Origin of the sequence: Streptomyces sp. NPDC051322 (assembly GCF_040689485.1) — a bacterium.
Lineage (GTDB): Bacteria > Actinomycetota > Actinomycetes > Streptomycetales > Streptomycetaceae > Streptomyces.
Genome location: NZ_JBFBAK010000004.1, coordinates 26,311 through 50,494 on the forward strand (window position 1 = coordinate 26,311; position 24,184 = coordinate 50,494).

The following is a 24,184-nucleotide window of genomic DNA, read 5'->3' on the forward strand; positions in this document are numbered from 1 at the left end:
CCCGTTCCGCTGCGGCGAGCGCCGTCACACCTGTCCGAAATTACCGTGAACTTTCTCGCCGTCGAGCGCATCACACTTCTTGTAGGACGCCGCAAGAACGCGAACCGCACAGGTGAGAGTGGAGATCGATCGACATGGCTGAGCAGCACCGGACCAGCGCCGTCACGCGCGCCCGCGCACCCCGTACCCGTACCCGTACAGCCCGCCGTATCGGAGGTGCGGGGCTCGCCGTCTTCGCTGTTGCCGGACTCGGCCTCGCCGGAGCCGGGGCCGCGCAGGCGGCGGGCAGCCGAACCGTGCCTACCTGCACCACCTCGGGGCTCTCCGCCTCCTTCGGGCAGGGCCTGGCCGGCGGGATGAACCACCAGGGGGTCGTCCTCAAGCTCAAGAACATCAGCAGTCATACCTGCGACCTGCGTGGATACCCGGGACTCGGGCTCCAGGACGCAGGCCACCACACACTCGCCTCCTCCGTGCACTGGGGCAGCACCTGGTACACCAAGGGCCCGGCCAAGCAGACGCTGACCCTGAGGAGCGGTCAGAGTGCCGAGGCGGTCATCGCCTGGACGCACGCCAACACCGGCACCTCCGACGCCAGGCATGCCTCCTACCTCGTGGTCACTCCTCCCGCCGCCACCACCCACAAGACCCTGAAGTTCCCCCAGTGGGTCGACAACGGCGAACTGGACGTCACCGCGCTCGCCTCACACATCGGCATCACCGGCTGAGCGGGCGGCGGCACACCGGGAATCAAGCCTGGGGCGTGGTCGGCATCAGCGCTCCATGACCGCGGCGCCGGCCACGCAACAAGCACGCCGGGGCCGGCGCTGTACGCGACCGGCCTTCCTTCTGCGGCAGTCGGCGGCCTCTGAAGCGCCCGATGTGCCCGTGACAATGGCGACGAGTGCGCACAGCATGGCCATACCGACGAAGACGCCGGGGTTCACCCAGGCAATGCCCGTGTAGAAGTTCCCCAGTGAGGCGATGCCACCGAGCGCGAAGAACGCACTCACCTTGGCCGGCCCGTTCCTGACGGTTCCCGTGCCGGCGTGGCCCGCGCTCGCCTGACTCCGAGTGTCACTCAACGTCGTTCCCCCTCTTGCTTACGGTCAATGATCTTACGGAGCCGTGACGGCCGTTCCACACGTCCCCGAGACGCCGGTGGCCCGCGGCGGCGAACACCGGGAGACTGGCCGCGGTGCCCCAGGGGGCTCGTTCCGTTTTTGCTCGAAGGAAGGCAGTGACATGACCGTTCTCGACTCTCCGATCCCGCGGTTCCACCTGGCCATGCCGGTGGACGACCTGGCCGCCGCGCGCCGTTTCTACGGTGAGGTGCTGGGCCTGGAGCAGGGCCGCAGCGCGGACACCTGGGTGGACTGGAATCTGCAGGGCCACCAGTTCGTCACGCACCTCGCCCCGGAGCGCGCACCGCGCATACACAATCCGGTCGATGGCCATGACGTTCCCGTGCCGCACTTCGGGCTGATCCTGACGATCCCCGGGTTCCAGAAGCTCGCGGACCGGCTGCGCGCGGCGGGCACCGAGTTCGTCATCGAGCCCTACGTCCGCTTCGAGGGTCAGCAGGGCGAGCAATGGACCATGTTCCTCCTCGATCCGGCCGGCAACGCCTTGGAGTTCAAGGCGTTCGCCGACGACTCTCAGGTGTTCGCCGCCTGACTGCGGACGCTGGTCGGGTTTCTCGTGGGGTGCGCTGTTGCAATTCCTTATTCTGTCGGAGTGTTGACGGAATAATTCGGGGTTCCTACCTTGACCGGCATGCAGATGCCCACGGGAGTGCACGCGTTGGTGAGGCGTACCCATGAAGAACGCGTGCTGCGTGCGTTGAGGGAGCACGGCGCCATGAGCCGCGGCGAGATCGCCCGCTTCGTCGGTCTGTCCAGGACCACTCTCTCGGAGATCACCGGCAGCCTCCGCCAACGGGGCGCCATCGTGGTCGTGGACACCGACGCCGCCAGGCGGGAGGGCAGCGGGCGGCCGGCCGAGCGGCTGGCGCTCGACCCGGCCTCCGGACAGTTCATGGGCGTCGACTTCGGGCACCGGCGGGTCCACGTCGTCGTTGCCGATGCCTCACACGAGATCATGGTTTCGGGGTCCGTCCGCTACGACGCCACGGCGTCCTGGCGGACGCGGACCGAGCTGGCGCTCGAGCTGGTCGACCAGCTGAGCAACGGGGCCGGCGTCCACTACGGAGCACTCCAGGGCATCGGGATCGGCGTACCGGGGCCGTACCCCGTCCCCGAGGGGGCCTGGTCCAGCGCCGGCTCGGGGACGTCGGTGCTGCGCCCCGCCCCGGAGGGCGTCGACATGGCCTTCGCCGAGCGCTTCGACGCGCCGGTGGTCGTGGACAACAACACCCGCCTGGCAGCCCTCGCGGAGGCGATCAGCGGCACCGACAGCGTCGCTGACCTGGTGTACGTGCGCGTGTCGGACGGCGTCGGCGGTGGCCTCGTCGTCGGCGGCCAACTGGTCACCGGCTCGTCGGGGCTGGCAGGCGAGTTGGGACACGTGACCGTCGAACCGACGGGCCGGCCGTGCCGGTGCGGCAAGCGCGGCTGCCTGGAGACCGTGGCTTCGGTCCCCGGGATCCTCGCCTCCTGCCGGGTGCTCGGCCTCCGCCTGGAGAACCTCGGGGATCTGGCGTCCGCTGTGGCTGCCGCGCATCCCGTCGCGGACCGGGTGCTGCGGGAGGCGGGTGCGGCGCTGGGACGCGTCGTCGGGGCAGCGACGATGACCCTCAACCCGGCGAAAGTGGTCATCGGCGGCGAGATCACCCGGCTGGCGCCTCTCCTCGTCGAGCAGGTCGCCGCCACCCTCGCCACTGAGCTCTTTCCGACCGCCCCGACCCGCCCCGTCGTCGAGGCGGCACGGCTCTCCGACGACGACGGCGCCCTCGGTGCCCTCGCAGCGGTCTTCCACAGTTCCCCCCTCCTGGCCAGGTACCCCGGAACCGCCGACGTGACGGGCCGTTCCGATGCACACCACACCACCACCGAAGGAGCCGCGCATGTCCGTCGTTGACCAGCAGGGCGCCGGCCGGCCGGGCCCGGTACCCGACAAGGAGCCAGGGGCCTCAGCCGGCTCCGGGGCCGTCGGCGATACGAAGACCGCACCGCAGCGCTCGCCTTCGGGGCGACGCGGGCTGCCTCTGGTGCTGAACGCCGTGTCCGTCGCGCTGGGTATCGCGATCTGGTGGGGCCTGGCAGACGCAGGTTTCAAGCTGCCGACTCCGCCGGAGGTCGTGTCGCAGGGATGGACGCTGATCGGCAACGGGACGCTCGGCGAGGACGTCGTCGCCAGCCTGACGCGGGTGCTCATCGGCTTCGCGCTCGGCACGGCCGTGGCCGTGCCGGTCGGCTTTCTGATGGGCTGGTACCCGGTGCTGCGTGGCCTGATCGAGCCGTGGATCCAGTTCTTCCGAACCATCCCACCGCTGGCGATCATTCCGATGGCCATCGTGGTCATGGGCATCGACGAGACACCGAAAATCTTCGTCATCTTCCTGGCCGCGTTCCTCGCGTGCGTCATCTCGACGTTTCAGGGCGTGGTCAACGTCGACCGGACACTGATCAACGCCGCCCGGGTCCTCGGCGCCAAGGACATGACGATCTTCGCCCGTGTCGTGGTACCGGCCTCCACGCCGTTCATCCTCGTGGGCATGCGGGTGGGCCTCGGCTCGGCCTGGGCCACCCTGGTGGCCGCCGAGCTGATCGCGGCTCAGAAGGGCCTGGGCTACCGGATGCAGAACGCCCAGCTCTACTACGACCTGCCGACCATCTTCGTCGCGCTCATTTCGATCGGAATCCTCGGGCTCCTCATGGACCGCATCCTCCTCCTCGCAGAACGCAAGCTCACCGGATGGCAGGAACGCCGATGACCAGCAACCCGGCCAAGATTTCCGTCCAGGGCGTCACCAAGACCTTCGCCCTGGGACGCGAGACGTTCACCGCTCTCGACGACGTCTCGCTCGACATCGCGGACAACGAGTTCGTCACTGTCGTCGGCCCCTCGGGCTGCGGCAAGAGCACCCTGCTGAACATCCTCGCCGGACTGGAGGAGCCGACCAGGGGCCGGCCCCTGGTGGACGGCGTACCGGTGTCGGGGCCGGGGCCCGAGCGCGGAGTGATCTTCCAGCAGTACGCTCTCTTCCCCTGGCTCACCGTCCGTCAGAACGTCGAGTTCGGCCTGCGGACCGCCGGCATGCGGAAGGGCGAACGCCGGGCCCGGGCCGAGCACTTCATCAGTTTGGTCGGGCTTGATCAGTTCGCCGATTCGCTCCCGAAGACGCTCTCCGGCGGTATGCGGCAACGGTGCGCCATCGCACGCGCGTACGCCGTCGACCCCTCGATCCTGTTGATGGACGAGCCGTTCGGCGCGCTGGACGCGCTCACCCGGGTCAAGCTCCAGGAGCAGCTCCTGGATACCTGGAGCAAGGAGAAGCGGACGGTCCTGTTCATCACGCACGACGTCGACGAGGCCGTCTTCCTGGCGAACCGCGTGATCGTCATGGCCGCCGGTCCCGGACGCGTCTACGACGTCATCGAAGTCGGCCGGAACCACGAGCGGAACGAGCAATTCCGCCTCAGTCCGGAGTTCGCCGCCCTACGCAATCGCGTGTGGCACTCCGTTTACCACCAGGACGGCCGCACCGCCGTCTCCCAGCCGTCGACGACGGCCTGACCACAAGGGATGCACGTATGCCCCTCGCCACCTCACGCAGAGGCTTCACCGCAGCGGTCGCCGGCCTGGCCGCCTCCGCCCTCCTGACCGCCTGCGGCAGCGACTCCTCTTCCGGGAAGGGGGGTGAGACGGTGCGCATCGGGTACATCGGCGACTTCAACGGCACCAGCCTCATCGCCATCGCCGACGCCAAGGGTCTGTGGAGCAAGCACGGTCTCTCGGCCGAGAGCAGGGTCTTCACCAATGGGCCGCTGCAGATCCAGGCCCTCGGCACCGGCCATCTCGACTTCGGGTACATCGGCCCCGGTGCGATGTGGCTGCCTGCTTCCGGCCAGGCGAAGGTCGTCGCGATCAACACCCTCGGCAACGCCGACCGCGTCCTCGCCCAGCCGGGCATCACCTCCATGAAACAGCTCAAGGGCAAGACCGTCGCCGTGCCCGAGGGAACTTCGGGTGACATGATCCTCACCCTGGCCCTGGAAAAGGCAGGGATGAGCAAGAGTGACCTCAAGATCGTGCCGATGGATCCCTCGACCATCGTCTCGGCGTTCTCCGCCAGGAAGGTGGACGCCGCAGGCTTCTGGTACCCCGCGGCCGCAACCATCAAGAAGCAGGTGCCGGACCTCGTCGAACTGGCGAAGAACTCCGACTTCGCCGAGCAGGTCTCCTTCCCGACGGCCTTCGTCGCCGGCAATGATCTCGTGGCCAAGCATCCGCAGAAGGTGAAAAAGGTCCTCGCCGTGCTGCGGGAGGCGATCGCGTTCCGCTCCGCGCATACGGCCGAGGCCATCGAACTCACCGCCGCCAAACTCCGTATCCCGGTGGAACAGGTGAAAGCGGATGCCGCCAACGTCGAACTGCTTGATCTGACCAAGCTGGACGCGCTGACGAAGGACGGCACCATCGACAAATGGCTCAAGGGCATGAACGACTACTTCGTCCAGGTCGGCAAGCTCAAGCGGCCGGTCGATCCGAAGACCTACTACACCGGCGATCTCTTCACGGGAGCAGGAGAGTGACCCCTTCCGGCACGCCCAGGAACATCCTCTTCCTCATGACCGACCAGCACCGGGCGGACACGCTCGGCGCCTATGGCAACCCACTGGCGCACACCCCCGCCCTCGACGAACTCGCCGCCACCGGCACCCGCTTCGAACGCTGGTACACCCCCACCGCGATCTGCACTCCGGCCCGGGCCAGCCTGCTGACCGGCCAGGCTCCGTTCCGGCACAAGCTGCTGGCCAACCACGAGCGCAACGTCGGCTACATCGAGGACCTTCCCGATGACCGGTTCACATTCTCCCGGGCGCTGCGGGACAACGGCTACAACTGCGGCCTCATCGGCAAATGGCATGTCGGCAACGAGCGGAAGGCAGCCGACTACGGATTCGACGGCCCGGATCTGCCCGGCTGGCACAACCCGGTGGATCACCCGGACTATCTTGCCTACCTCAGCGAGCACGGCCTCCCGCCGTACGAGATCAGCGACCGGATCCGCGGCACGCTGCCCAACGGCGGTCCCGGTAACCTGCTCGCCGCCCGGCTGCACCAGCCGGTCGAGGCCACCTTCGAGCACTACCTGGCCACCCGTGCCATACAGAAGCTTGAGCAGTACGCCGCGGACTCCACCGAGCGTGAGCAACCGTTCTTCCTCGCGCTGCACTTCTTCGGCCCGCACCTGCCGTACATCCTCCCGGACGAGTACTTCGACCTGTTCGACCCGGCGGACGTGGAACTGCCGCGATCCATCGCGGAGACCTTCCAGGGCAAACCTCCGGTGCAGCGCAACTACAGCGCGCACTGGACCTTCGACACCCTGCCGATCGAGACGACCCGCAAGCTCATCGCGGTCTACTGGGGCTACGTGGCCCTGATCGACATGCAGATCGGCCGAGTCATGAAAGCAATGGAGGAACTCGGCCTGGTGGACGACACCGCCGTGTTCTTCACCTGCGACCACGGCGAGTTCACCGGATCCCACCGGCTGCACGACAAGGGCCCGGCGATGTATGAGGACATCTACCGCACGGCCGGCCTGCTCCGTGTCCCTGGCGCGCCCGGCGGTGTCGTGCGCCCTGAGTTCGTCAGCCTGCTCGACTGCACCGCCACCATCCTGGAGCTGGCAGGCATCGACCCGGGGCCGGCGGTCGACTCGCGCAGCCTGCTGCCGCTCGTGCACGGCGAGGAGGTGCCGTGGGACGAGGACATCGTGTGCGAGTTCCACGGCCACCACTTCCCGTACCCGCAGCGCATGCTGCGCACCGACCGGTACAAGCTCGTCGTGAACCCCGACTCGGTCAACGAGCTCTACGACCTGCGGACCGACCCGGACGAACTGCTGAACGTATACGCCCACCCCGAACAGGCGGAGGTCCGCTCCCGGATGATGCGCCGGCTCTACGACGTCCTGCGAAAGCGCGGCGACAACTTCTACCACTGGATGACGTCGATGTACGACGTCGGCGAGGTGGCACACGACCCGACGCTGAGCGGGCTCGACGAGTCCACCTACCAGGCACAGAAGAGGTGACGCCGAAGACAGCTCGCCGGATCGAACCGACCCGCGGAACCGCACACCGGTCCGCCATCGAGGACGTCACCATGGCCCACGAGCACCACCCCTGCTGCGCGCCCACGAACGTATCGGCCACCACGCCCGGGTCCGCCCGGTCCGCGGTGCTGCCGATGCCGGTCCGCACCGCCCGCCGTCGCTCGCTACGCGGGCAGATCAGCCTGCCCGGCGGCGAGTTCGCGATGGGTGACGCCTTCGGTGAGGGCTATCCCGCTGACGGCGAGACACCCGTCCACCCGGTACGGGTCAAGCCCTTCCACATGGACGAGACCGCCGTGACCAACGCTCGGTTCGCCACCTTCGTCAAAGCCACCGGTTACGTCACAGAGGCCGAGCGCTACGGTTCCTCTGCGGTCTTCCACCTGGTGGTCGCCGCATCCGCTGCCGACGTTCTCGGCAACGCCGTCGGAGCCCCGTGGTGGATCAATGTCCGCGGCGCACACTGGCGCCGGCCGGAGGGTGCCCGCTCCGATATCACCGACCGGCAGCACCACCCCGTCGTGCACGTCTCCTGGAACGATGCGAGCGCGTACGCCCGGTGGGCCGGCAAGCGTCTGCCCACCGAGGCCGAGTGGGAGTACGCCGCGCGCGGCGGACTGACCGCCCGCCGGTACGCCTGGGGTGACGAGCTCAAGCCCGACGGCCGGTGGCGCTGCAACATCTGGCAGGGGCGTTTCCCCCACACCAACACCGCCGATGACGGCTATCTGACCACCGCGCCCGTCAAGTCCTACCGCCCTAACGGCTTCGGTCTGTGGAACACCGCCGGCAATGTGTGGGAATGGTGCACCGACTGGTTCTCCCCCACCTACTACACCCAGGCCCCCCTGGAGGACCCGCACGGCCCGCAGAGCGGAACGGCACGAGTCATGCGCGGCGGCTCCTACCTCTGCCACGACTCGTACTGCAACCGCTACCGGGTCGCCGCACGCTCCTCCAACACCGCTGAGTCCTCATCGGGCAATCTCGGGTTCCGCTGCGCCAACGACGCTTCCGGCTCGATGGCATAGCAACCGCCCGGCGCCGTCGTGGACGGCGGCGGCCGGCCTCCGTCCACGGAGAACCGGACCGCCGCCAGGTGCTCAACCGCTGATCGCGCGTCCCCGGTTCCGGCGCTGGACGTACAGCCGATCGCCCTGCGGACCGGTCCATTCAAGCCGCACGACGCCGGGCACGGCAGCGTCGGCGACGCGGGACGGGTCGGACCAGTAACCAGCAGCCGGGTTGCGGAAGAACGTCGCCCACAGGTGGCCGCTGCCATCGACGAAGAAGTTGTTGTGACCGGCGCCGACACCCGCGGTCCACCGCTTGGAGTAGGGGCCTTCGAAGTGGTCGGAGACGGCGACGATGGCGTCGTACTGGTACTGCACGCGACCGGGGGCGGGCGGAGCGTAGGCGTACCGCGTGCTGCCGTCGGAGTTGAGGGATGTCCAGTCCCACGCGGACTGGACGAGGTAGTACTTGCCCCCGTACTTGAACACGTACGCACCTTCGAGGTACGGCTCGGGCGAGTAGGGCGTCTGCTGGAACTGCGGGAGGTTCGTCGCCGGGATGATGTCCTCCATATCGTCCCGGAACTTCGCGTAAAAGTTGTTGTGCAGCACGAGCCACGCGTCGTCGCCCTCGCTGTAGAGACCGCCGTCGATGTGGTGGTAGGCACCTGGTTCGATGAACTTGGGTCCCCCGATGAACGAGTCGCCGAATGGCTTGTCGAGGTTCCCCTCGATGAGCCGGTAAGGTCCCTCGACCCCGCCGTCGCTCACGAGCATGAACGAACCGACCTTTCGGGAGTGGTCGCCCATGCACGCGACGATGTACCACCTGCCGCGGAAGTAGTGCAGCTCCGGGGCCCATGCCTCGCCCCGCTTGCCGAACTGGTCGTCGTACCAGTACTCCTGCCAGGGAGCGACGACCGTACGCCCGGACCGGTTCTCGCCGACGAACTCGGGTGACCACACCTTGCCCTTCTCGGCTCCGGGCCGGATGCCGGTCGTGTCCGCCAGCCGCCATGGACCCTGCAGGGACGGGGCCAGCCACACGAAGATTCCGTCGTTCCACGGGGCGGCCGCTTCCAGGCCGGGCACCCGGGTGGTGCCCGTGGCGACGTAGGTCGGGCGACCGTCGACGACGAAGCAGTTGACGTAGGTGTCCCGCATCCAGACCCTGCCACGCTCCTCATCGCGGGGACGCAACTCGAGCGGGAGGATGAGGGAGTTGTCGTCACGCGGCCACAGGTCCAGCCGCGAGTCCGCGAGGCCGTAGGGCTCGAGGTCGGGCCGGTTCGAAGGGTATCGCCGCCTCGACGGGCCCTCCGCCGGAGCCGCCTGCGCGGCGGTCGCGGGCAGCGCCGCGGCCATTCCCAGGGAGCCGACGACGCCGGCCAACAGGGACCGCCGGCCGACATGCCACCCGTTCTCGGAGCTGGTCATACAGTCACGTCCTCCCTCGTCGGCAGGACGCCGGTGCCCTGCTCGGGAGAGACACTAGTGAGACTCATTTCGACAGTGAACAGGCGACAAAAAGGCTTTTGGGACGCACCGCGGCGCTGCCGCCTTCGCCTCTCTCACCTCCAGGTCCACCGCCGAAGTCCGGTCGGCTAGCGGTCGGACCGCTCCAGCGGCTGCATGAAGGCCCGGAGCGGGGGCCCGTCCATGGTTGCCGCGGTGCCGCCGATGTCCTGCCAGCCCCAGGCTCGGCACACGGCCAGGCCGTCGTCATCTGCCTGCTCAACCAGGGTGACGCCCACCGTCGCCTCCTGGTCGGACAACAGCTGATCGCGCAGGCTGGCCCCGATACCGCTGCGCCGGTGGTCGGCGAGCACCATCAGCTGCGCCACGGCGAACACCTCGCCCGCTGCTGTCAGTTGTTCCACGCTGGGCGGCAGGCCGGTCTCCAGCTCGGGCCACCACGAACCGTCTCGGTCCACGAGGTAACCGTAGGCACATGCGACCAACGTCGATGTCTCTGCGATGAACATCGTGAATCCCGGCCGCCGGGTATCGGCTTCCAGACGCGCAAGGAAGTCCTCCCGACGCTGGTATTCCTCGCCGGGCGTGGCCGGGGAGGCCGCCACGTAGAGATCCGCAAGCTCCTCACGGTGATCATCGGCCTGCCAGCGGTCGAAGGGCCGGAAGTGCACCTCGGGGACGTCCGTCCCGCCGGAGCCCGCCAGGTCCTCGGGCAGGGAACCGGGCAGGGAGGTCATCGACCGCCACCGCCCGTCGCCGGTATCAAGGGAACGTCCGCGCGACGTCGATGAAGCATGTGGCCTCCCAGGGTCCAACGGTCTGATCGGGCGGGGCATCTGCCCCCAGCCTTCCCCGAGTGCCGGGGCCCATGCGCTGGGCGTGGCCGGCCGGCTGAGGGCCGGTCAGCGCATGCCTTCCGACGGACGACCGGACCGCAGTCGCCGTATGCCGAGCGGGGCGGCGGCCTTGCGTCACGGACGCAGTGTCGCGGCGGTCTCGACGAGGATGGCCGCAATGGCCCCGGCCGACGGGGTGAGTGGGTGGTCACGCAGCCGGGCGAGCAGGAAGGCGATCTGCGCATCGACGACGACGCACGCGTGCTGGACCTGAGCGGCCGCCCCATCACGGGAGTCTCAACGCGGTGGCGTGGAGTGTGCCGACGCTGGCAGCTGCGCCGTTGCTGACCGGCATGGGGCTGTCGGCGATTCGTGTTCGTCTTCGGCGCGCTGGGACTGCTCGCCCTGCCCCTGGTCGACCGGTTGCCGGAGAGTCCGGGCCGGCTCGGCCGTGCGGACTCGCGTATGGGCTCACGTTCAACACGGTGGCCATCGTGGCCTTCGGGTTCTGCGTCAATGCCCTCATCCGGACCTTCGCCGCGCTGCTCTATGCGTACACACCCGAGCTCTACCCCACGGAGCGGCGCAATTCAGGCAACGGACTGGTGTACGGGGTGGGCCGACTCGTATACGTCGCGGCCTGCTGGGTGGTAGTGGCTCCGGTTCATCCATCAAGCTGGTTCTGCCGGCCGCCGCCCCGCGACGGCCGGCAGAACCGCGTGTGGGTCGGGGGCCGCGGGCGGTCCGCTTCCGGTCTCCGGTCGGCTGTGGGGTGCGATCCGGGCTAGCGTCGAATGTATGAACATTCTCCGGTGGGAGCCACCGCACCGTGTTCTTCAGCTGATCACGGCCGTGGCCGCTCTGCTCCTGGCGCTCGGTACCGTCGTGACGACGGCCCCGGTGGCCCGAGCCGACTCCGATCTCTCCGCCGTCGCGGACGCCTTGCGCAAGGGGCCTGTGTATGTCGACCCCTCGATGCGGAACCAGGTCTCCCGAGCGGACCAGGACGCCCTGGCCAAGCGGATCAAGGACGCGGACAAGGCCGTCTTCGTGGCCGTCCTGCCGGCGGATACGCCGACGTCGCAGCTCTTCAGGAATCTGCGGACCAGGACGGGCATCACCGGCGTGTATGCCATCCGCCTCGGGAACCGCTTCGATGCCAGAGCGGACTCCAGCGTCATGAGCGGCCAGTCCGTCCGGTCCGCGGTCACCGCCGTTCAGGGCGAGAGTGCCCGTAAGCAGCTCGACGATTTCACGGACATCGCGGTGCGCAGCGCTCGCGGCTCGGCGCCGACGTCGTGGGGTGGCGGGGGCGGCGGCTCCGCGACGGGCGTGTTGATCGGTATCGGTGCGGTGGTCCTGGTCGGCGGGGTGGGTCTCTACGCGGTCGGCCGGCGCCGGCAGCGCAAGCGTGCGGAAGAGCAGCACGCCGCGCTGGACAAACTGCAGATCGTCGTGGACGAGGACATCACCACCTACGGCGAGGAACTCGACCGGCTGGACTTCCGGCCGGACGAGGAGGGCGCGAACGACGCGATGCGAGCGGATTACCAGCGGGCCCTGGACGCGTACGAACAGGCCAAGGCGGTCATGGCGGCTGCCCGGCGGCCGGAAGACGTCCGCGGTGTCACGGAGGCCCTCGAGGACGGGCGGTTCTCGCTGGCCACACTGGAAAGCCGCCGCAACGGGACTCCGCTGCCGAAACGGCGTCCGCCCTGTTTCTTCGACCCCAGGCACGGCCCCTCCGTCGCCGACACGGTGTGGGCGCCGCAGGGCGGCGCGGAGCGCGAGGTGCCTGTCTGCGCCGCTGACCTCGCACGTTTGCAGGACGGTCGGGACCCGGACATCCGCACCGTGGCAACTGACATGGGCCGACGGCCGTACTGGGAAGCAGGCCCGGCCTACGGCCCCTGGGCGGGCGGCTACTTCGGCGGCGGCATCCTACCCGGCCTGCTGTTCGGCACGATGCTGGGCAGCATGATGGCCGGCCCTGGCTATGGCGCGTACTACGGTGGCGGTTACGGGTACGGCGATTACGGCGGCGGCCCGGACAGCTTCGGTGGCGGCGACGTGTCCGGCTCCGACTTCGACCCCGGGGACTTCGGCGGCGGCTTCGGTGGTGGGGGTTTCGGCGGAGGCGGCGGGGACTTCGGAGGCGGTTTCTGAAGGCCCCGGTGCTCGGAGGACCGGCCGTGCAGGGCGCGCGGCGCGTTTCACGGCCGGCCGGGCCACCCTGGTGCTCGGCATGTTCCGCGCCTCGCGACGTGGTGGATTCGCCACTACCGGACCCGCCCGCGAGAACCTACACGCTGAGTCAGGGCGGCATCAGTCCTGGCTGATCGGCGGGGCCCACGCGGGTCGGCGGATGAGGCAGAACGGATGACCCGCCGGATCGGCGTAGACGTGCTTCTCGCCGTCGAGTTCCGTCGCCCCCAGCGCCAGGACTCGAGGTCCGGCCTCGACGACGTCTTCCACCATGATGTCCAGGTGGAGCTGGATCGGGACCGCGGGGTCCGGCCACGTCGGCGGACGCTGATCGGGCGCACGCTGGAACGCGAGACCCGAGGTTGCCTCGCCGGCCGCGACCACAACCCAGTCATCGCTTCGATAGGTGACCGGCTGTGCCAGCAGCTCCGAGTAGAAAGCGGCGAGTGCGGCGGGGTCGGGACAGTCGATGATCACGTGGTGCAGCCTTCCGATCATGCCTACCACAGTGCCAGGCGAGTCGATCGGCTGCAGCCTCGCGTCTCCGGGGCAGCGCTTGTGTGCGGCGAGGCCGGCCGAGGCGGGTGGGCCCGGCCGGCCGGGGCGTCAGCTCTGGGCGAGGGCCGCGATCTCGGCTGCCGTCAGCGTCTTGCCGTACACACGGAAGTCGTCGACGGCGGCCTTGAGATACGGGTCGGGGTACTGGGACTTGCCGATGTAGGCAGCACGGATGTGGTTGCCGAACCATTCCGGCTGGGCGGTGACCTCCTCGTTGCGCCCCACCTCCCGGCCGTTCACGTACAGCACCGCTGTCCCGTCACCGTACGTCACCGCTAGGTGGACCCATTCGTCCGTCGGAAGTGGATCGGCGTCGATGCGCTGCTCCGCTCCCCCTCCTGCGACGGTGATCGCGAATCGCAGGGTTTCCGCGTCGCTGCGCGGGGTCACGAACATGTTGGCCGTGACGCCGGTGCCGATGTCGAAGATCCGGCTCCAGGCTTGCGGCCGGCCGTTGAGCCGGACCCAGGTCGCAACGGAGTACGCGGACGCTCCCGCCAGGACGTCCTCCGCGAGCCGTACGTGTCCGCCGGAGCCGTTCAGAGCGACGGCTCCACCGATCTTCCCGGCGGCCCAGGAGGCGCCGTCCACCAGTTGCGCGGCCTTGCCGTTGCCGGTGGCGTCTGCGGCGGTGGTGCCCGAGGACTCATCGAAGCGGTGCCAGGCGGCGAACGCCGGCGGAGGCTGCGGTGGTTCACCGGTCAGCCAGTAGACGTTGTAGTGCTGGTGATGCATGCGCGCGACGGGAAGCAGGGTGACGGTGTCGCCGCCGGCCCGCGCGGTGAACCGCATCGCGCCGGTGCCCTGCTTCTGCACGGACTGGGTGTCGAGGCGCGGCATGCGCATCGCGGCGCGGTCTCCGTAGGCGCCGGCGAGCACCACTGGACCGAACCGCACGGCTTGTACGTCCGGGTCGTCCGGTGTCGGCTCGATGGCCAGTCGCATCGGCAGGGAGACCTCCACCCGGTCGCCGGTCTGCCATGGGCGGTTCAGTACCAGCCAACTGCCGGGCTGCGGACGGTCCCGGAGCGGGCGGTTGTTCAACGTGACGCGCGCGCCGGAGGCCCAGGACGGGATACGGATACGCAGTTCGTGTTTCGCCTTCCCGGCGGCAACGGTGAGGGCGACGGAGGACCGGTCCGGAAAGTCGGTGGTCTGTCGCCAGGTGATGTCCTTCTCCCGCCACTTCACCTCGGAGGGGACGAAGAGGTTGACGAACAGGGTGTTGGCGCCGTGCGTGTAGATGGTGTCCGCGAACTTCGCCTGGGTCTCCATGCCGGTGCCGTGGTCGCAGGAGAAGTTGTCGTAGTCCGTGGAGTAGGCGTTCGGGTCGGTGCCCATGAAAGACGGCTGCTGCTTGAAGGCTCCCGGTACCAGACCGGTGTAATAGATATTGAAGCCGTGCGCGGAGTCCGGGTCCTGCTCTCCGAGCATCTGATTGAACAGAGTGCGCTCGTAGTAGTCGAGCAGATCGGTCCGCTCGGGTGCGCGGAAGTGCATCAGCCGGGTGAGCTTGAGCATGTTGTAGCTGTTGCAGTTCTCGCAGCAGGTGTTGGACAGCTGAGAGGCGATGGCGTCCGGTTCGTGGAACGCCTCGCCATTACTGTTGCCGCCGATGACATACGTGTGGTGATCCGTGACGATCTGCCAGAAGTTCTCGGCGATGGTGCGGTACCGGTCGCCCAGCCCTTCCTCCCAGAGCCGCATCGCACCGACCATCTTCGGTATCTGGGTGTTGGCGTGCAGTCCGGCGAGCCGGTCGTCGTTCTTCGCGAGCGGATCGAAGACGGCGGCATGGGTGAACCGCTCGGCGACCTTCAGCCACGTCGCGTCGCCGGTGACCGTGTGCAGGTCGGCGAGCACGTCATTCATGCCACCGAACTCGGTTTCCAGCACCTGCTGCATGTGCTGGTAGCTGAGCTCGGCCGTACGCGCGTCCACCCAGGCGGCCTGGCGCAGCACGACATCGAGGGCCTGCTCACTGCCCGCGGAGCGGTACTGCTCGAGGAGACCCGCCATGATCTTGTGGATCGTGTAGTACGGCGCCCAGACGCCGGTTCCGGCCTCGAGGCGGTCGAAGAAGCTCTCCGGGAACGCCGACAGGTACCCGGTGCCGTATCCGGCCTGCGGGGACGCGGCCTGGCATTCGGCGAGCGCGGCGACCAGCTCGCGGCCCTTGTCGCGCAGCGCCCGGTCCCCCGTGTTGGCGTAGGTGAGGGCGAGGCCGGACAGCAGATGGCCGGTGCTGTGGCCACGCAGTTCGACGTCCGGGGCCTCCCATCCGCCGCATGGCTGTGCGCTGCTCGCCAGGCCGACGTTGCGGCGGAAGGTGTGCAGCAACCGGTCGATGTCCACGAAGTGGAGATAGGCGGTGTTACGCGACTGATTGTCGCGGAAGGCGCTCGGGAGCAGGGTCACGGCGTCGAGCGGGAACGGGTGGCTGGTGCTGTCGCTCGCCGGTGCGGGCCGGGCGGGGACGTCGGCACGGGAGGCACTCGCCTGCGCTGTACCGGCGCTGTTTGCGGTGAGCATCGCGGCCGCGGCGCCGGTGGCGGCGGTCGCGATGAAATGCCGTCTGCCCAGCGGGCCGAGGTTCCGGGTGGGGGCGGGGGTTGGTTCGTGGATGCGGCTCACGGCGGTCTCCTCGCACACTCAGCGTTCGTTATATCGAACAATGAACGTAACTTCGGACGAGGAGACCATAGGATCCCCGAACATGGTCGTCAACGCCTGACGCAGACCCACTTCGGTTCCCAACTGCCCTTATCGCGTCCGGCGTTGCCCTCGCCCGGGCATAGCGCCCCAGCCCACCACGGGCGCACGAGACACACCCTCCGCGCAGAGGTCTTGGCGCGGCACGTTAGCCTGACCGGCGTACCGGACACGGGGTGCCCCGCCCAGGGGCTGAGATCACACCCGCCGAACCTGAACCAGTTAGCACTGGCGGAGGGATGTCAGACATGTCATTGCCACCTGCTCCGAGCGGCACGCCGGACACCGGCTCGCGCTCCGTCTTCGACGGCCGGATGCCTGCCGCGCCCGGCGACCTGCGTGTCGAGGCGCGCGGTATCACGCCGGTGCCGGAGCACCATCGCTATGGCGGCCCCGGGCGGCTGTTCACCGTATGGTTCGCTCCGAATCTGACGATGACCGGTGTGTTCACCGGCACCGTGGGGATCGCGCTCGGCCTGGACCTGCCCACCGCGCTGCTGGCCGTGGTGCTGGGCACCCTGGTCGGCGCCGTTCCCACCGCATACCTCGGCACCTGGGGAAGTCGGACCGGCGCGGGCCAACTCCCGCTGGCCCAACTCGCGTTCGGCCGCTCCGTAGCGGTGCCGGGGCTACTGCAGTGGCTTTCCTCGGTTGCCTGGGATGCTCTGATCGGACTGTTCGGCGGGGACGCACTGGCCCGGCTCTGCGGCTGGCCCTTCTGGCTGGGCGTGCTGGTGATGATGCTGGGGCAGGGGGCGCTCGGCGTGCTGGGATACGAGGCCATTCACCGGCTGCAGAAGCTGATGACCTTCGTGCTCGCTGCCGCGTTCATCGCCCTGGCCGTCAGACTCCCGCACAGCGCCCATCCCGCGGCCACCGGCAGCGCCCACGGTGCCGACCGTGTCGGCGCTTTCGTCCTGACCAGCACGATCGCGCTGAGTCTGGCGCTGTCGTGGGCGCCGTATGCCAGTGACTTCAGCCGCTATCTGCCGCGCAGCACGTCACGCCCGCGCATGTTCTGGTACACGCTCCTCGGCGTCAGTGTGTCCTTCGTGGCCGTGCAGACGCTCGGTCTGTGGGGAGCATCGGTCTTTACGGACCAGACCGCGCGGGGTGTCGACGCGTTGTTGGGTGGTGGCGTACTCGGCGGACTGGGGCTGCTGGCCGTGGCGCTCGCCGCGCTGTGCAGCAATGCGATGAACGACTACAGCGGCTCGCTGGCCCTGCAGACCATCGGCTTGCGCGTCCCGCGTCCGCTCGCGGCGGCTCTCGCCGCCGCACTCGGCTTCCCGCTGGTCCTGTGGATGCACGCCGCCGACACCACGGCCCGGTTCCAGAACGTGCTGTTGTTCGTCGGCTACTGGATTCCGGGCTTCGTGGCCGTCGTGGTGGTGGACTGGCTGGCCCGGGCCCGGACGGGTGCGCCTGTCGACCTGGCCACCGGGAGCAACCGTTCCCCGTCCGGCCGGGCCGCGCTGGTGGCCTTCTGCGCCGCCTTCGCCGCAGCGGTTCCGTTCATGAACACCGGCCTCTACACCGGTCCGGTCGCTGCCGCACTGCACGGTGCCGACCTCGCCTATTACGCGGCGTTCATCGCTGCACTGGTCGTCTACGCCCCCCTCAGACTGCGCCGCCGCACGGTCCGCTGAACGAGCCGCCGCGGGCGAAGGCCGAGGCGGCGAAGCGTTCGCCGATGCGGCGATGTGTGGCGGCGTCCGGGTGGAGCTGGTCGGGCAGCGGCAGTTCGGCGTGGTCCGTCTCGCCGTAGAGGTCACGACCGTCGAGGTAGTACACGTTCGGGTCCTCCCCCGCCCGCTGTGCCACGATCCGGGCGAGCTCGGCCCGGATGACGTTGAGCGTCAGCTTCCCGCTCGCGCGTTCCGCCGGAGCACCCATGGCCTTGAACTGGAGCCTTCCCTCACCGATGTTGCTGAAGTCCGGGGCGGCCGGGCCGGGGGTGTCCTCGTGGATCGGACAGTAGATCGGCGAAACGACCAGCAAGGGCGCGGTCGGGTGCCCGTCCCGGATGGTGTCGAGGAAGCCGTGGACAGCGGGGCCGAAAGCGCGCAGGCGCATGAGGTCGGCGTTGACCAGATTGATGCCGATCTTGACGCTGATCAGATCCGCAGCGGTGTCGCGCATGGCCCGTGCGGTGAACGGGTCGAGCAGAGCACTGCCGCCCAGGCCGAGGTTCACCAGATCCACGCCGCCGAGGGAGGCGGCGAGCGCGGGCCAGGTGGTGGTAGGGCTCGCGGCGTCGGAGCCGTGGCTGATCGAGCTGCCGTGATGCAGCCACACCCGGCGGTTCCCCGGCGGCGCGGGCTCGACGGGGGCGTCGGTGCGCAGGGCGATGAGTTCGGTGGTCTCGTTGTGCGGCAGCCAGATCTCGACGTTCTTCATGTCGTCGGACAGCCCGGCGAAGCGCAGGGTGCCGGCCGGGCCGGACCGGGTATCGGCCTTTCCGGTGGTCATGTCGATGGTCAGGGTGTTGCCGCCGGCAACGCAGGCCTGCTCGATCAGGCGGCCGTCGACGAGCAGGTCGTACACGCCGTCCGGGCGGGGCGGGGCGCCTGCGTAGACCCGCTTGGTGGGCAGCGCATCCAGCTCGATCGCGGTGGCCCGGGTGCGGAAGAGCAGCCGTACCCCGGAGGGCTGGGACTCCGCCATCGCCAGCTGTCCGTCGGCGCATTGGGCCCGGGCGTGGGCGGGCAGCCGGTGCGGCAGCACGCCGTGAGCGGTGTGCTCCACGTCGAGGCAGCCGCGCAGGAGGTCGGCGGTGACGGGTGTGGTGATCCACTCGGGCTTCGTATGCATGCTCTCGTCCTGTTGTTCACGACAGTGGTCTGTTGGTCAAAACGGTCGACGAGTCAGCGTGCGGGCCAATTCCGCAGCAGGGCGTCCAGGGCGTCCAGGACCCGCGACCAGGTTTCCTGCGCGTCGGGGGCGCTGTGGCTGAACCCGCCCTGCATCTCCAAGCTGACGTAGCCGTGGAAGACACTGCCCAGCAGCCGGACTGCGTGGGTCTGGTCCGGCTCCACCAGGTCGTAACCGCGCAGGATGGCCCGCGTCATTCGTGCGTGCCTGCCACCGGCGCTGTCGGCCGCCGTCTCCGGGTCGAGCCTCAACTGGGCGGCGGCATAGCGGCCGGGGTGTTCCCGGGCATAGTCGCGGTAGACGTTCGCGAAGGCGATCAGGGCGTCCTTGCCCGCCCGCCCGGCAAGGGCGGCGGCGCCTCTGTCCGCGAGTTCCTCCAGGGCCAGCAGGGCGATCCTGGTCCTGAGGTCCTGCGAGTTCTTGAGGTGCGAGTACAGGCTCGCGACCTTGACGTCGAACCGCCTGGCGAGCTCCGAAACGGTCACCTGGTCGAAGCCGACCTCGTCGGCCAGTTCCGCCCCGGCCCGGGTCAGGCGTTCCGGAGTAAGTCCTGCGCGTGCCATGACCGTCCTCGCTCGCCTGCGGCTACTAGGGCCATACCTAATAGCATTAGGCACCAGCCTAGCATGGTCCGTCCACGGTCGGCGAATCGGTCGAAATTGTTGATTCCGGGCAGGAGGTGCATGGTTGACACGAAAGCTGCACTGAGTTGTTGACCGCCGAGCCACGGAGGTTGACCGCATGCGAGAAGGTCGAGCGCCACGTTCTTCGGCCGGAGAGCTCACTCAAGAAGTCGCGAAATTCAGCGTGGTCGGTGGCGCGGGAGTCCTCGTCAATCTTGTTTTCTTCAACCTGGCCCGCCACTTCGGTCATTTCCCGGTGGTCCGGGCCGGCGTGATCGCGACCCTGGTCTCGATCGCATTCAACTATGTGGGACTCAGATATTTCACCTACCGGGGCCGCAGGAAACGACAGCAGACAACGGAAATGCTTCTCTTCCTGGTTTTCAGCGCCCTCGGGCTGCTCATAGAGAATGGAGTTCTCTACACGGCCACCTACGGTTTCGGCTGGGACAGCGGGCTGCAGAGCAACATATTCAAGTTTCTCGGCATCGGCCTCGCCACCCTCTTCCGCTTCTGGTCCTACAGAACCTGGGTCTTCAAGGCGCTCCCCAGGGCGCGAGCCGGATGAAAGAGCGGTCCACGGCTTCGGGCGGGCGAAGCCGTGGACCGGTGTCTCAGGCGACGGCCGAGATGAGCAGGGCCATCAGCAGCCCGCAGACGCTCACGATCGTCTGGATCATGGTGTGCGATTTCGTGGCCTGCCCCAGAGTCATCCCGAAGGACTCCTTGACCAACCAGAATCCTGCGTGGTTGACGTAGTTCAGGCCGATCGAGCCCGCACCGATGGCGACGACGAGCAGCGCGGTGTGCAGGCTGCCGCCGTTCTCCGCCAGAGGCGCGAGGATCCCGGTCGCTGCCACGATCCCCACCGTGGCCGATCCGGTCGAGAAGGAGAGAAGCAGGGCCAGCAGCCAGCCGAGCAGCAGCACGTTGATGTTCAGTCCGGATGCGGCGGCTTCGACGGCCTTCCCGATACCGGAGTCCTCCAGTACCTGGTTGAATGCACCGCCCCCCGCGATGATCAAAAGGATGCCGGCGACGGCCTTGAGGCTGTCCGTCAGCGAGGAGCGGATCTCGTCCGGTGCCAAGTCACTGCGGTAGCCCAGGGCGAACAGCGCGAAGAGGAATCCGGCGAGCATGGCGACCACCGGCTCGCCGGTGAAGGTCAGCACGTGTCGTACCGGGCTGGACTCGCCGTACAGCAGCTCGGCGATAGTGCGCAGCAACATCAGCACCACGGGGACGAGCACCGCGGTCAGGGCCCAGCCGGTGCGGACCTTGTTCCCACCAGGTGCCTGCGGGGCCTTGTCGGCCGTCGGGTCGTTCCCGGTGAATTTCGCGATCAGCTCGGGGTCGGGACGGACATCGAGGCGCGGTGCGATCCACCGGCCGTAGACCGGTCCGGCGATGATGATCGTCGGAATCGCGCAGGCCAGGCCGATGAGAATGGTGATGCCGAGGTTGGCGTGCAGCCCCTCCACCGCGACCAGCGGGCCTGGGTGCGGTGCGACCATCCCGTGCAGCGTCGACAGGGCGGCGATTGCGGGCGTGGCCAGATAGACGTACGGCGAACCCTTGACCTTGTGGGTGCTCTGCAGGCGCTGGGCCACGCTGAAGATCAGCGGAAGCAGCACGATCAGGCCGATCTCGAAGAACATCGGAATGCCGATCACGAAGGCCGCGCCCGCCATGTACCAGGGCAGCGAACGGGTGCTCGCGCGGTCGACGATCAGCCGGGCGATCTTGTCCGTGGCTCCCGAGGCGGAGAGCAGCCTGCCCAGCATCGCGCCGAACGCCAGGGTGACACCGACGTTGCCGAGGATGCTGCCCGCTCCCGACTCCAGCGAGTCGGCGATCTTCTCGGCCGGCAGTCCCGCCGCCAGGGCGACGCCGATGGAGACGGTCATCAGCGCGACGAAGGGATGAAACCGCAGCCGCGAGTTGATCAGCGTGATCAGCGCTGCGATGGCCGCCGCCAGGATGATCAGGAGCGTCCACGTGTGGCCCGTCACAGCCGGCCTCCGGCGGCACGAGTCGTACGCCGGGATGGCTCGGTGCGCGTTATCTTCATCGAAGAACTCCTGGTTTGCGGCTCGTTGTGTTCCGGCCCGGAAGTTATCCGGCGCGCGCCGCGCTTCTCCAGGTTCTGCGCGCAACCCGCGAAAGCTCTGATCCGGACGTTGTGCGCGTTCTGTGCACGGACGCGCGCCGGTTACCGTCGGCGGGGTGAGAATCTTCGAGCCGTCCGCCCGGCGGCCGTCGGTGCGCCGGCAGGGGCATGTGCGGCTGAGAACGCAGGTGCTGCTCCTGCAGTGCGCGGTCGTCGCGGTCACCCTTGCCGCAGCGTTCGGCGCCTTCGCGTATTCCAACGAGCACCGGCTCGTCCGGGAGTACCAACTGCGCGCACTCGCGGTGGCCCGGACGGTCGCTTCCGAACCCTCCGTCCGGCGCGGCGCCGCGCAGTATTCGGCGGCGAACGCCCGCCCCGGGGGCGGTGCGGCGCACACTCCTCCCGCGACGCTGGCCGCCGGCCAGGTCCAGGCGGTGGCCCAGGCGGCACGAGCCCGTACGGGTTCGTTGTTCGTGGTGGTCACCGACGACCGGGGAATCAGACTGGCCCACCCGGAGATCTCGCAGCTGGGCAAGAAGGTGAGCACCGACCCCTCTGTCGCGCTCTCCGGGCACGAGGTCATGGCGCGCGACCACGCTCACCTCGGCGACGAGGTGGTGGCCAAAGTCCCGGTATACGCACCGGGCTCGAAGAGAGTGGTGGGTGAGGCCAACGCGGGTGTCGCCGTCTCGGACGTACAGGCCCAGCTGATCCGCGTCCTGCTCGGCGGGCTAGGCTGGCTGGTGGTGGCCCTGCTGCTCGGTGTCGGTGCTTCGGCGCTGCTGGCCGGGCGCTGGAAGCGGCTGACTCTCGGTCTCGAACCGGAGGAACTGGCCGGTCTCGTGCAGGAGCAGGAGGCGGTCCTGCACGGCATCGGTGAAGGGGTGCTGGCCATCGACACCGAAGGAAGGGTGACCATCGTCAACGACGAGGCGCGCCGGCTCCTGGCGACCACCGCGAAACCCGGCAGAGCCGTCGCTGACCTCGGGCTGACGCCACGGGTGCTGGAGACGCTCCACGCCCCGTCCGGAAGCCCGGTGATGGCGGCCGTCGGCGAGCGGGTGCTGGTGATCTCGTCCCGGCCCGTCGAACGTGACGGGCGCGATCTCGGTACCCTGCTGACCGTCAAGGACCGCACCGATGTGGAGTCACTGACCCGCCAGCTCGACGCGGTGCAGGCCATGAGTTCCGCGCTCCGTGCCCAGCGCCACGAGTTCGCCAACCGGCTGCATGTGATCTCCGCGCTGGTCCGCGGTGACCATCTTGCGGAAACCACCGACTACATCGAGACGCTTCTCGGTACGGGGCCGCTCGGTGAGTCCCTGCCCGGCATCGACGCAGTCCGGGACTCCTACCTGCGCGCCTTCCTGTCCGCGAAGGCCGCACAGGCGAGAGAGAGCGGCGTGACCATGGTGCTCGGGGGCGCGACCTGGACCGACGGCGTCGTGGCGGCGCCGGTGGACGTCACCACCGTGTTCGGCAACCTCGTCGACAATGCCATTGATGCCGCCCGGCACGGGGCGCGCACCGCTTCCCTCGTGGAAGTCGAGCTCATGACGGAGGGGGCGACCCTGCTCATCACCGTCGCCGACACCGGCGACGGTGTCGCTGACGGCCTGGCCGACGATGTGTTCCGCGAAGGCGTGTCGACGAAGAACCACGCATCGGTCATCGGCGGGCGTGGCATCGGCTTGGCGCTGGCCCGGCAGATCGCCCGGACGCGGGGCGGCGACGTCTACCTCGCCGAGCCCGGCGGCCCGCCCGGCGGCGACGTGCTTAACGATCGTGAACGGGTCTCGGGCGGCGCGGTGTTCGTGGCCCGGCTGCCGGGCGTCATGGAGATCAGCCGATGAGGGACCACGAACCACTGTCCGTGCTGGTCGTCGACGACGATTTCCGAGTTGCCGGAATCCACGCCTCCCTGGTGGACGGCGTACCCGGTTTCACCGTGGCCGGCACGGCGAACACAGCCGGTGCGGCGCTGGATGCTGCCGTCGACGTCGACCTGGCCCTGGTCGACGTGTATCTGCCCGACGGGTCCGGCATCGACCTGCTGCGCCGCCTGGACTGTGACGCCTTCGTCCTCAGCGCCGCAGCCGAGGGAGCGGCGGTACGCCGCGCCATGTCGGCCGGCGCGCTGGCGTATCTGATCAAGCCGTTCCCGCCGGAGCTGCTCGCGGAGAAGCTGCGGGGATACGCCAGGTTCCGGCAGCTGACGGATGCGGAGACGGTCGATCAGGACGCGGTCGAGAGCACGTACGGTGCGCTGCGGAGCCCGGCGGGCGGCCGTCCGGTCCGTCGGCCCACCATCCGTACCGTCACGGGTGATGCGGTGCTGACAGCGGTACGCGACTCCGAGGTCCCGCTGTCCGCGGGCCAGGTCGGCGAACTCATCGGAGTCTCGCGCGCCACCGCACAGCGCTACCTCGCGGGTCTTGTGACCGCAGGGCTGCTGCGGATGAAGTTGCGTTACGGGGCGACCGGGCGTCCCGAGCAGGAGTACCGGATGCCGTGAGTGCCGGGTGCGC

21 protein-coding genes and 1 riboswitch are annotated in these 24,184 nt (G+C 68.7%); of the genes, 13 read left to right on the top strand and 8 right to left on the bottom strand.

The window, feature by feature from the left end; genetic code table 11:
• Positions 1 to 134: 134 nt before the first annotated feature.
• A complete protein-coding gene (locus AB0436_RS11280) occupies positions 135 to 728 on the top strand; it encodes a DUF4232 domain-containing protein (protein WP_366467529.1) in 594 nt (197 codons plus the stop codon).
• A 45-nt stretch (positions 729 to 773) separates the two neighbouring features.
• On the opposite strand, the gene AB0436_RS11285 is transcribed toward AB0436_RS11280, so the two are convergent.
• Entirely contained in the window at positions 774 to 1,085 is a 312-nt protein-coding gene (locus AB0436_RS11285) for a hypothetical protein (RefSeq protein ID WP_366467530.1), read from the bottom strand.
• Between the two features lie 160 nt (positions 1,086 to 1,245).
• Here AB0436_RS11285 and AB0436_RS11290 point away from each other — a divergent pair, with 160 nt between their 5' ends.
• The 7 genes from AB0436_RS11290 to AB0436_RS11320 all read left to right on the top strand — a co-directional run bounded on the left by AB0436_RS11290 (position 1,246) and on the right by AB0436_RS11320 (position 8,280).
• Positions 1,246 to 1,677: a VOC family protein gene (locus AB0436_RS11290; RefSeq protein WP_366467532.1), complete on the top strand. Its 432-nt coding sequence runs from the start codon at positions 1,246 to 1,248 to the stop codon at positions 1,675 to 1,677.
• A 99-nt stretch (positions 1,678 to 1,776) separates the two neighbouring features.
• Positions 1,777 to 3,039, top strand: a complete 1,263-nt coding sequence (locus AB0436_RS11295; protein WP_366467533.1) for an ROK family transcriptional regulator — start codon at positions 1,777 to 1,779, stop codon at positions 3,037 to 3,039.
• Complete coding sequence (locus AB0436_RS11300; RefSeq protein ID WP_366467534.1) at positions 3,026 to 3,895, top strand: ABC transporter permease; 870 nt, start codon at positions 3,026 to 3,028, stop codon at positions 3,893 to 3,895. Before AB0436_RS11295 ends, AB0436_RS11300 begins: the two co-directional genes overlap by 14 nt.
• Complete coding sequence (locus AB0436_RS11305) at positions 3,892 to 4,698, top strand: ABC transporter ATP-binding protein (RefSeq protein WP_366467536.1); 807 nt, start codon at positions 3,892 to 3,894, stop codon at positions 4,696 to 4,698. The genes AB0436_RS11300 and AB0436_RS11305 overlap by 4 nt, the downstream gene beginning before the upstream one ends.
• Before the next feature lie 17 nt (positions 4,699 to 4,715).
• Positions 4,716 to 5,717: an aliphatic sulfonate ABC transporter substrate-binding protein gene (locus tag AB0436_RS11310; protein ID WP_366467537.1), complete on the top strand. Its 1,002-nt coding sequence runs from the start codon at positions 4,716 to 4,718 to the stop codon at positions 5,715 to 5,717.
• On the top strand, positions 5,714 to 7,228 hold the full coding sequence (locus tag AB0436_RS11315) for a sulfatase-like hydrolase/transferase (RefSeq protein WP_366467538.1): 1,515 nt from the start codon (positions 5,714 to 5,716) through the stop codon (positions 7,226 to 7,228). The genes AB0436_RS11310 and AB0436_RS11315 overlap by 4 nt, the downstream gene beginning before the upstream one ends.
• Before the next feature lie 155 nt (positions 7,229 to 7,383).
• A complete protein-coding gene (locus tag AB0436_RS11320) occupies positions 7,384 to 8,280 on the top strand; it encodes a formylglycine-generating enzyme family protein (RefSeq protein WP_366467935.1) in 897 nt (298 codons plus the stop codon).
• A 72-nt stretch (positions 8,281 to 8,352) separates the two neighbouring features.
• On the opposite strand, the gene AB0436_RS11325 is transcribed toward AB0436_RS11320, so the two are convergent.
• Both AB0436_RS11325 and AB0436_RS11330 read right to left on the bottom strand, forming a co-directional pair.
• Positions 8,353 to 9,699, bottom strand: coding sequence for a family 43 glycosylhydrolase (locus AB0436_RS11325; protein ID WP_366467539.1), 1,347 nt, complete (start codon positions 9,697 to 9,699; stop codon positions 8,353 to 8,355).
• Positions 9,700 to 9,866: 167 nt separating this feature from the next.
• Positions 9,867 to 10,475 (bottom strand): GNAT family N-acetyltransferase, encoded by a 609-nt coding sequence (locus AB0436_RS11330; protein WP_366467540.1) that lies wholly within the window; start codon positions 10,473 to 10,475, stop codon positions 9,867 to 9,869.
• 897 nt (positions 10,476 to 11,372) lie between these two features.
• Here AB0436_RS11330 and AB0436_RS11335 point away from each other — a divergent pair.
• The gene (locus tag AB0436_RS11335) at positions 11,373 to 12,740 is read left to right on the top strand and encodes a hypothetical protein (protein WP_366467541.1); all 1,368 of its coding nucleotides are present in this window, start codon (positions 11,373 to 11,375) and stop codon (positions 12,738 to 12,740) included.
• A gap of 159 nt (positions 12,741 to 12,899) precedes the next feature.
• Here the strand turns inward: AB0436_RS11335 and AB0436_RS11340 are convergent, their stop codons facing one another.
• Both AB0436_RS11340 and AB0436_RS11345 read right to left on the bottom strand, forming a co-directional pair.
• Positions 12,900 to 13,277: a VOC family protein gene (locus tag AB0436_RS11340; protein WP_365852379.1), complete on the bottom strand. Its 378-nt coding sequence runs from the start codon at positions 13,275 to 13,277 to the stop codon at positions 12,900 to 12,902.
• A gap of 108 nt (positions 13,278 to 13,385) precedes the next feature.
• The gene (locus AB0436_RS11345; RefSeq protein ID WP_366467937.1) at positions 13,386 to 15,869 is read right to left on the bottom strand and encodes a beta-L-arabinofuranosidase domain-containing protein; all 2,484 of its coding nucleotides are present in this window, start codon (positions 15,867 to 15,869) and stop codon (positions 13,386 to 13,388) included.
• A gap of 342 nt (positions 15,870 to 16,211) precedes the next feature.
• Positions 16,212 to 16,306, top strand: a riboswitch (TPP riboswitch).
• Between the two features lie 57 nt (positions 16,307 to 16,363).
• Between AB0436_RS11345 and AB0436_RS11350 the strand changes: the two genes are divergently transcribed.
• Positions 16,364 to 17,698 (top strand): cytosine permease, encoded by a 1,335-nt coding sequence (locus tag AB0436_RS11350; protein WP_366467939.1) that lies wholly within the window; start codon positions 16,364 to 16,366, stop codon positions 17,696 to 17,698.
• Here the strand turns inward: AB0436_RS11350 and AB0436_RS11355 are convergent.
• Positions 17,670 to 18,863, bottom strand: coding sequence for a GDSL-type esterase/lipase family protein (locus tag AB0436_RS11355; RefSeq protein WP_366467542.1), 1,194 nt, complete (start codon positions 18,861 to 18,863; stop codon positions 17,670 to 17,672). The two genes, AB0436_RS11350 and AB0436_RS11355, sit on opposite strands and share 29 nt — an antisense overlap.
• Before the next feature lie 53 nt (positions 18,864 to 18,916).
• A complete protein-coding gene (locus tag AB0436_RS11360; RefSeq protein WP_366467543.1) occupies positions 18,917 to 19,486 on the bottom strand; it encodes a WHG domain-containing protein in 570 nt (189 codons plus the stop codon).
• A gap of 178 nt (positions 19,487 to 19,664) precedes the next feature.
• Here AB0436_RS11360 and AB0436_RS11365 point away from each other — a divergent pair, with 178 nt between their 5' ends.
• The gene (locus tag AB0436_RS11365) at positions 19,665 to 20,114 is read left to right on the top strand and encodes a GtrA family protein (protein WP_366467544.1); all 450 of its coding nucleotides are present in this window, start codon (positions 19,665 to 19,667) and stop codon (positions 20,112 to 20,114) included.
• A gap of 46 nt (positions 20,115 to 20,160) precedes the next feature.
• Here the strand turns inward: AB0436_RS11365 and AB0436_RS11370 are convergent, their stop codons facing one another.
• Positions 20,161 to 21,558 carry a gluconate:H+ symporter gene (locus AB0436_RS11370; protein ID WP_366467545.1) on the bottom strand — a complete coding sequence of 466 codons (1,398 nt, stop codon included), beginning with the start codon at positions 21,556 to 21,558 and terminating at the stop codon, positions 20,161 to 20,163.
• A 214-nt stretch (positions 21,559 to 21,772) separates the two neighbouring features.
• On the opposite strand from AB0436_RS11370, the gene AB0436_RS11375 reads away from it, so the two are divergent.
• Both AB0436_RS11375 and AB0436_RS11380 read left to right on the top strand, forming a co-directional pair.
• Entirely contained in the window at positions 21,773 to 23,509 is a 1,737-nt protein-coding gene (locus tag AB0436_RS11375; protein WP_366467546.1) for a sensor histidine kinase, read from the top strand.
• Positions 23,506 to 24,171, top strand: coding sequence for a response regulator (locus AB0436_RS11380; RefSeq protein WP_366467548.1), 666 nt, complete (start codon positions 23,506 to 23,508; stop codon positions 24,169 to 24,171). Before AB0436_RS11375 ends, AB0436_RS11380 begins: the two co-directional genes overlap by 4 nt.
• Positions 24,172 to 24,184 lie beyond the last annotated feature (13 nt).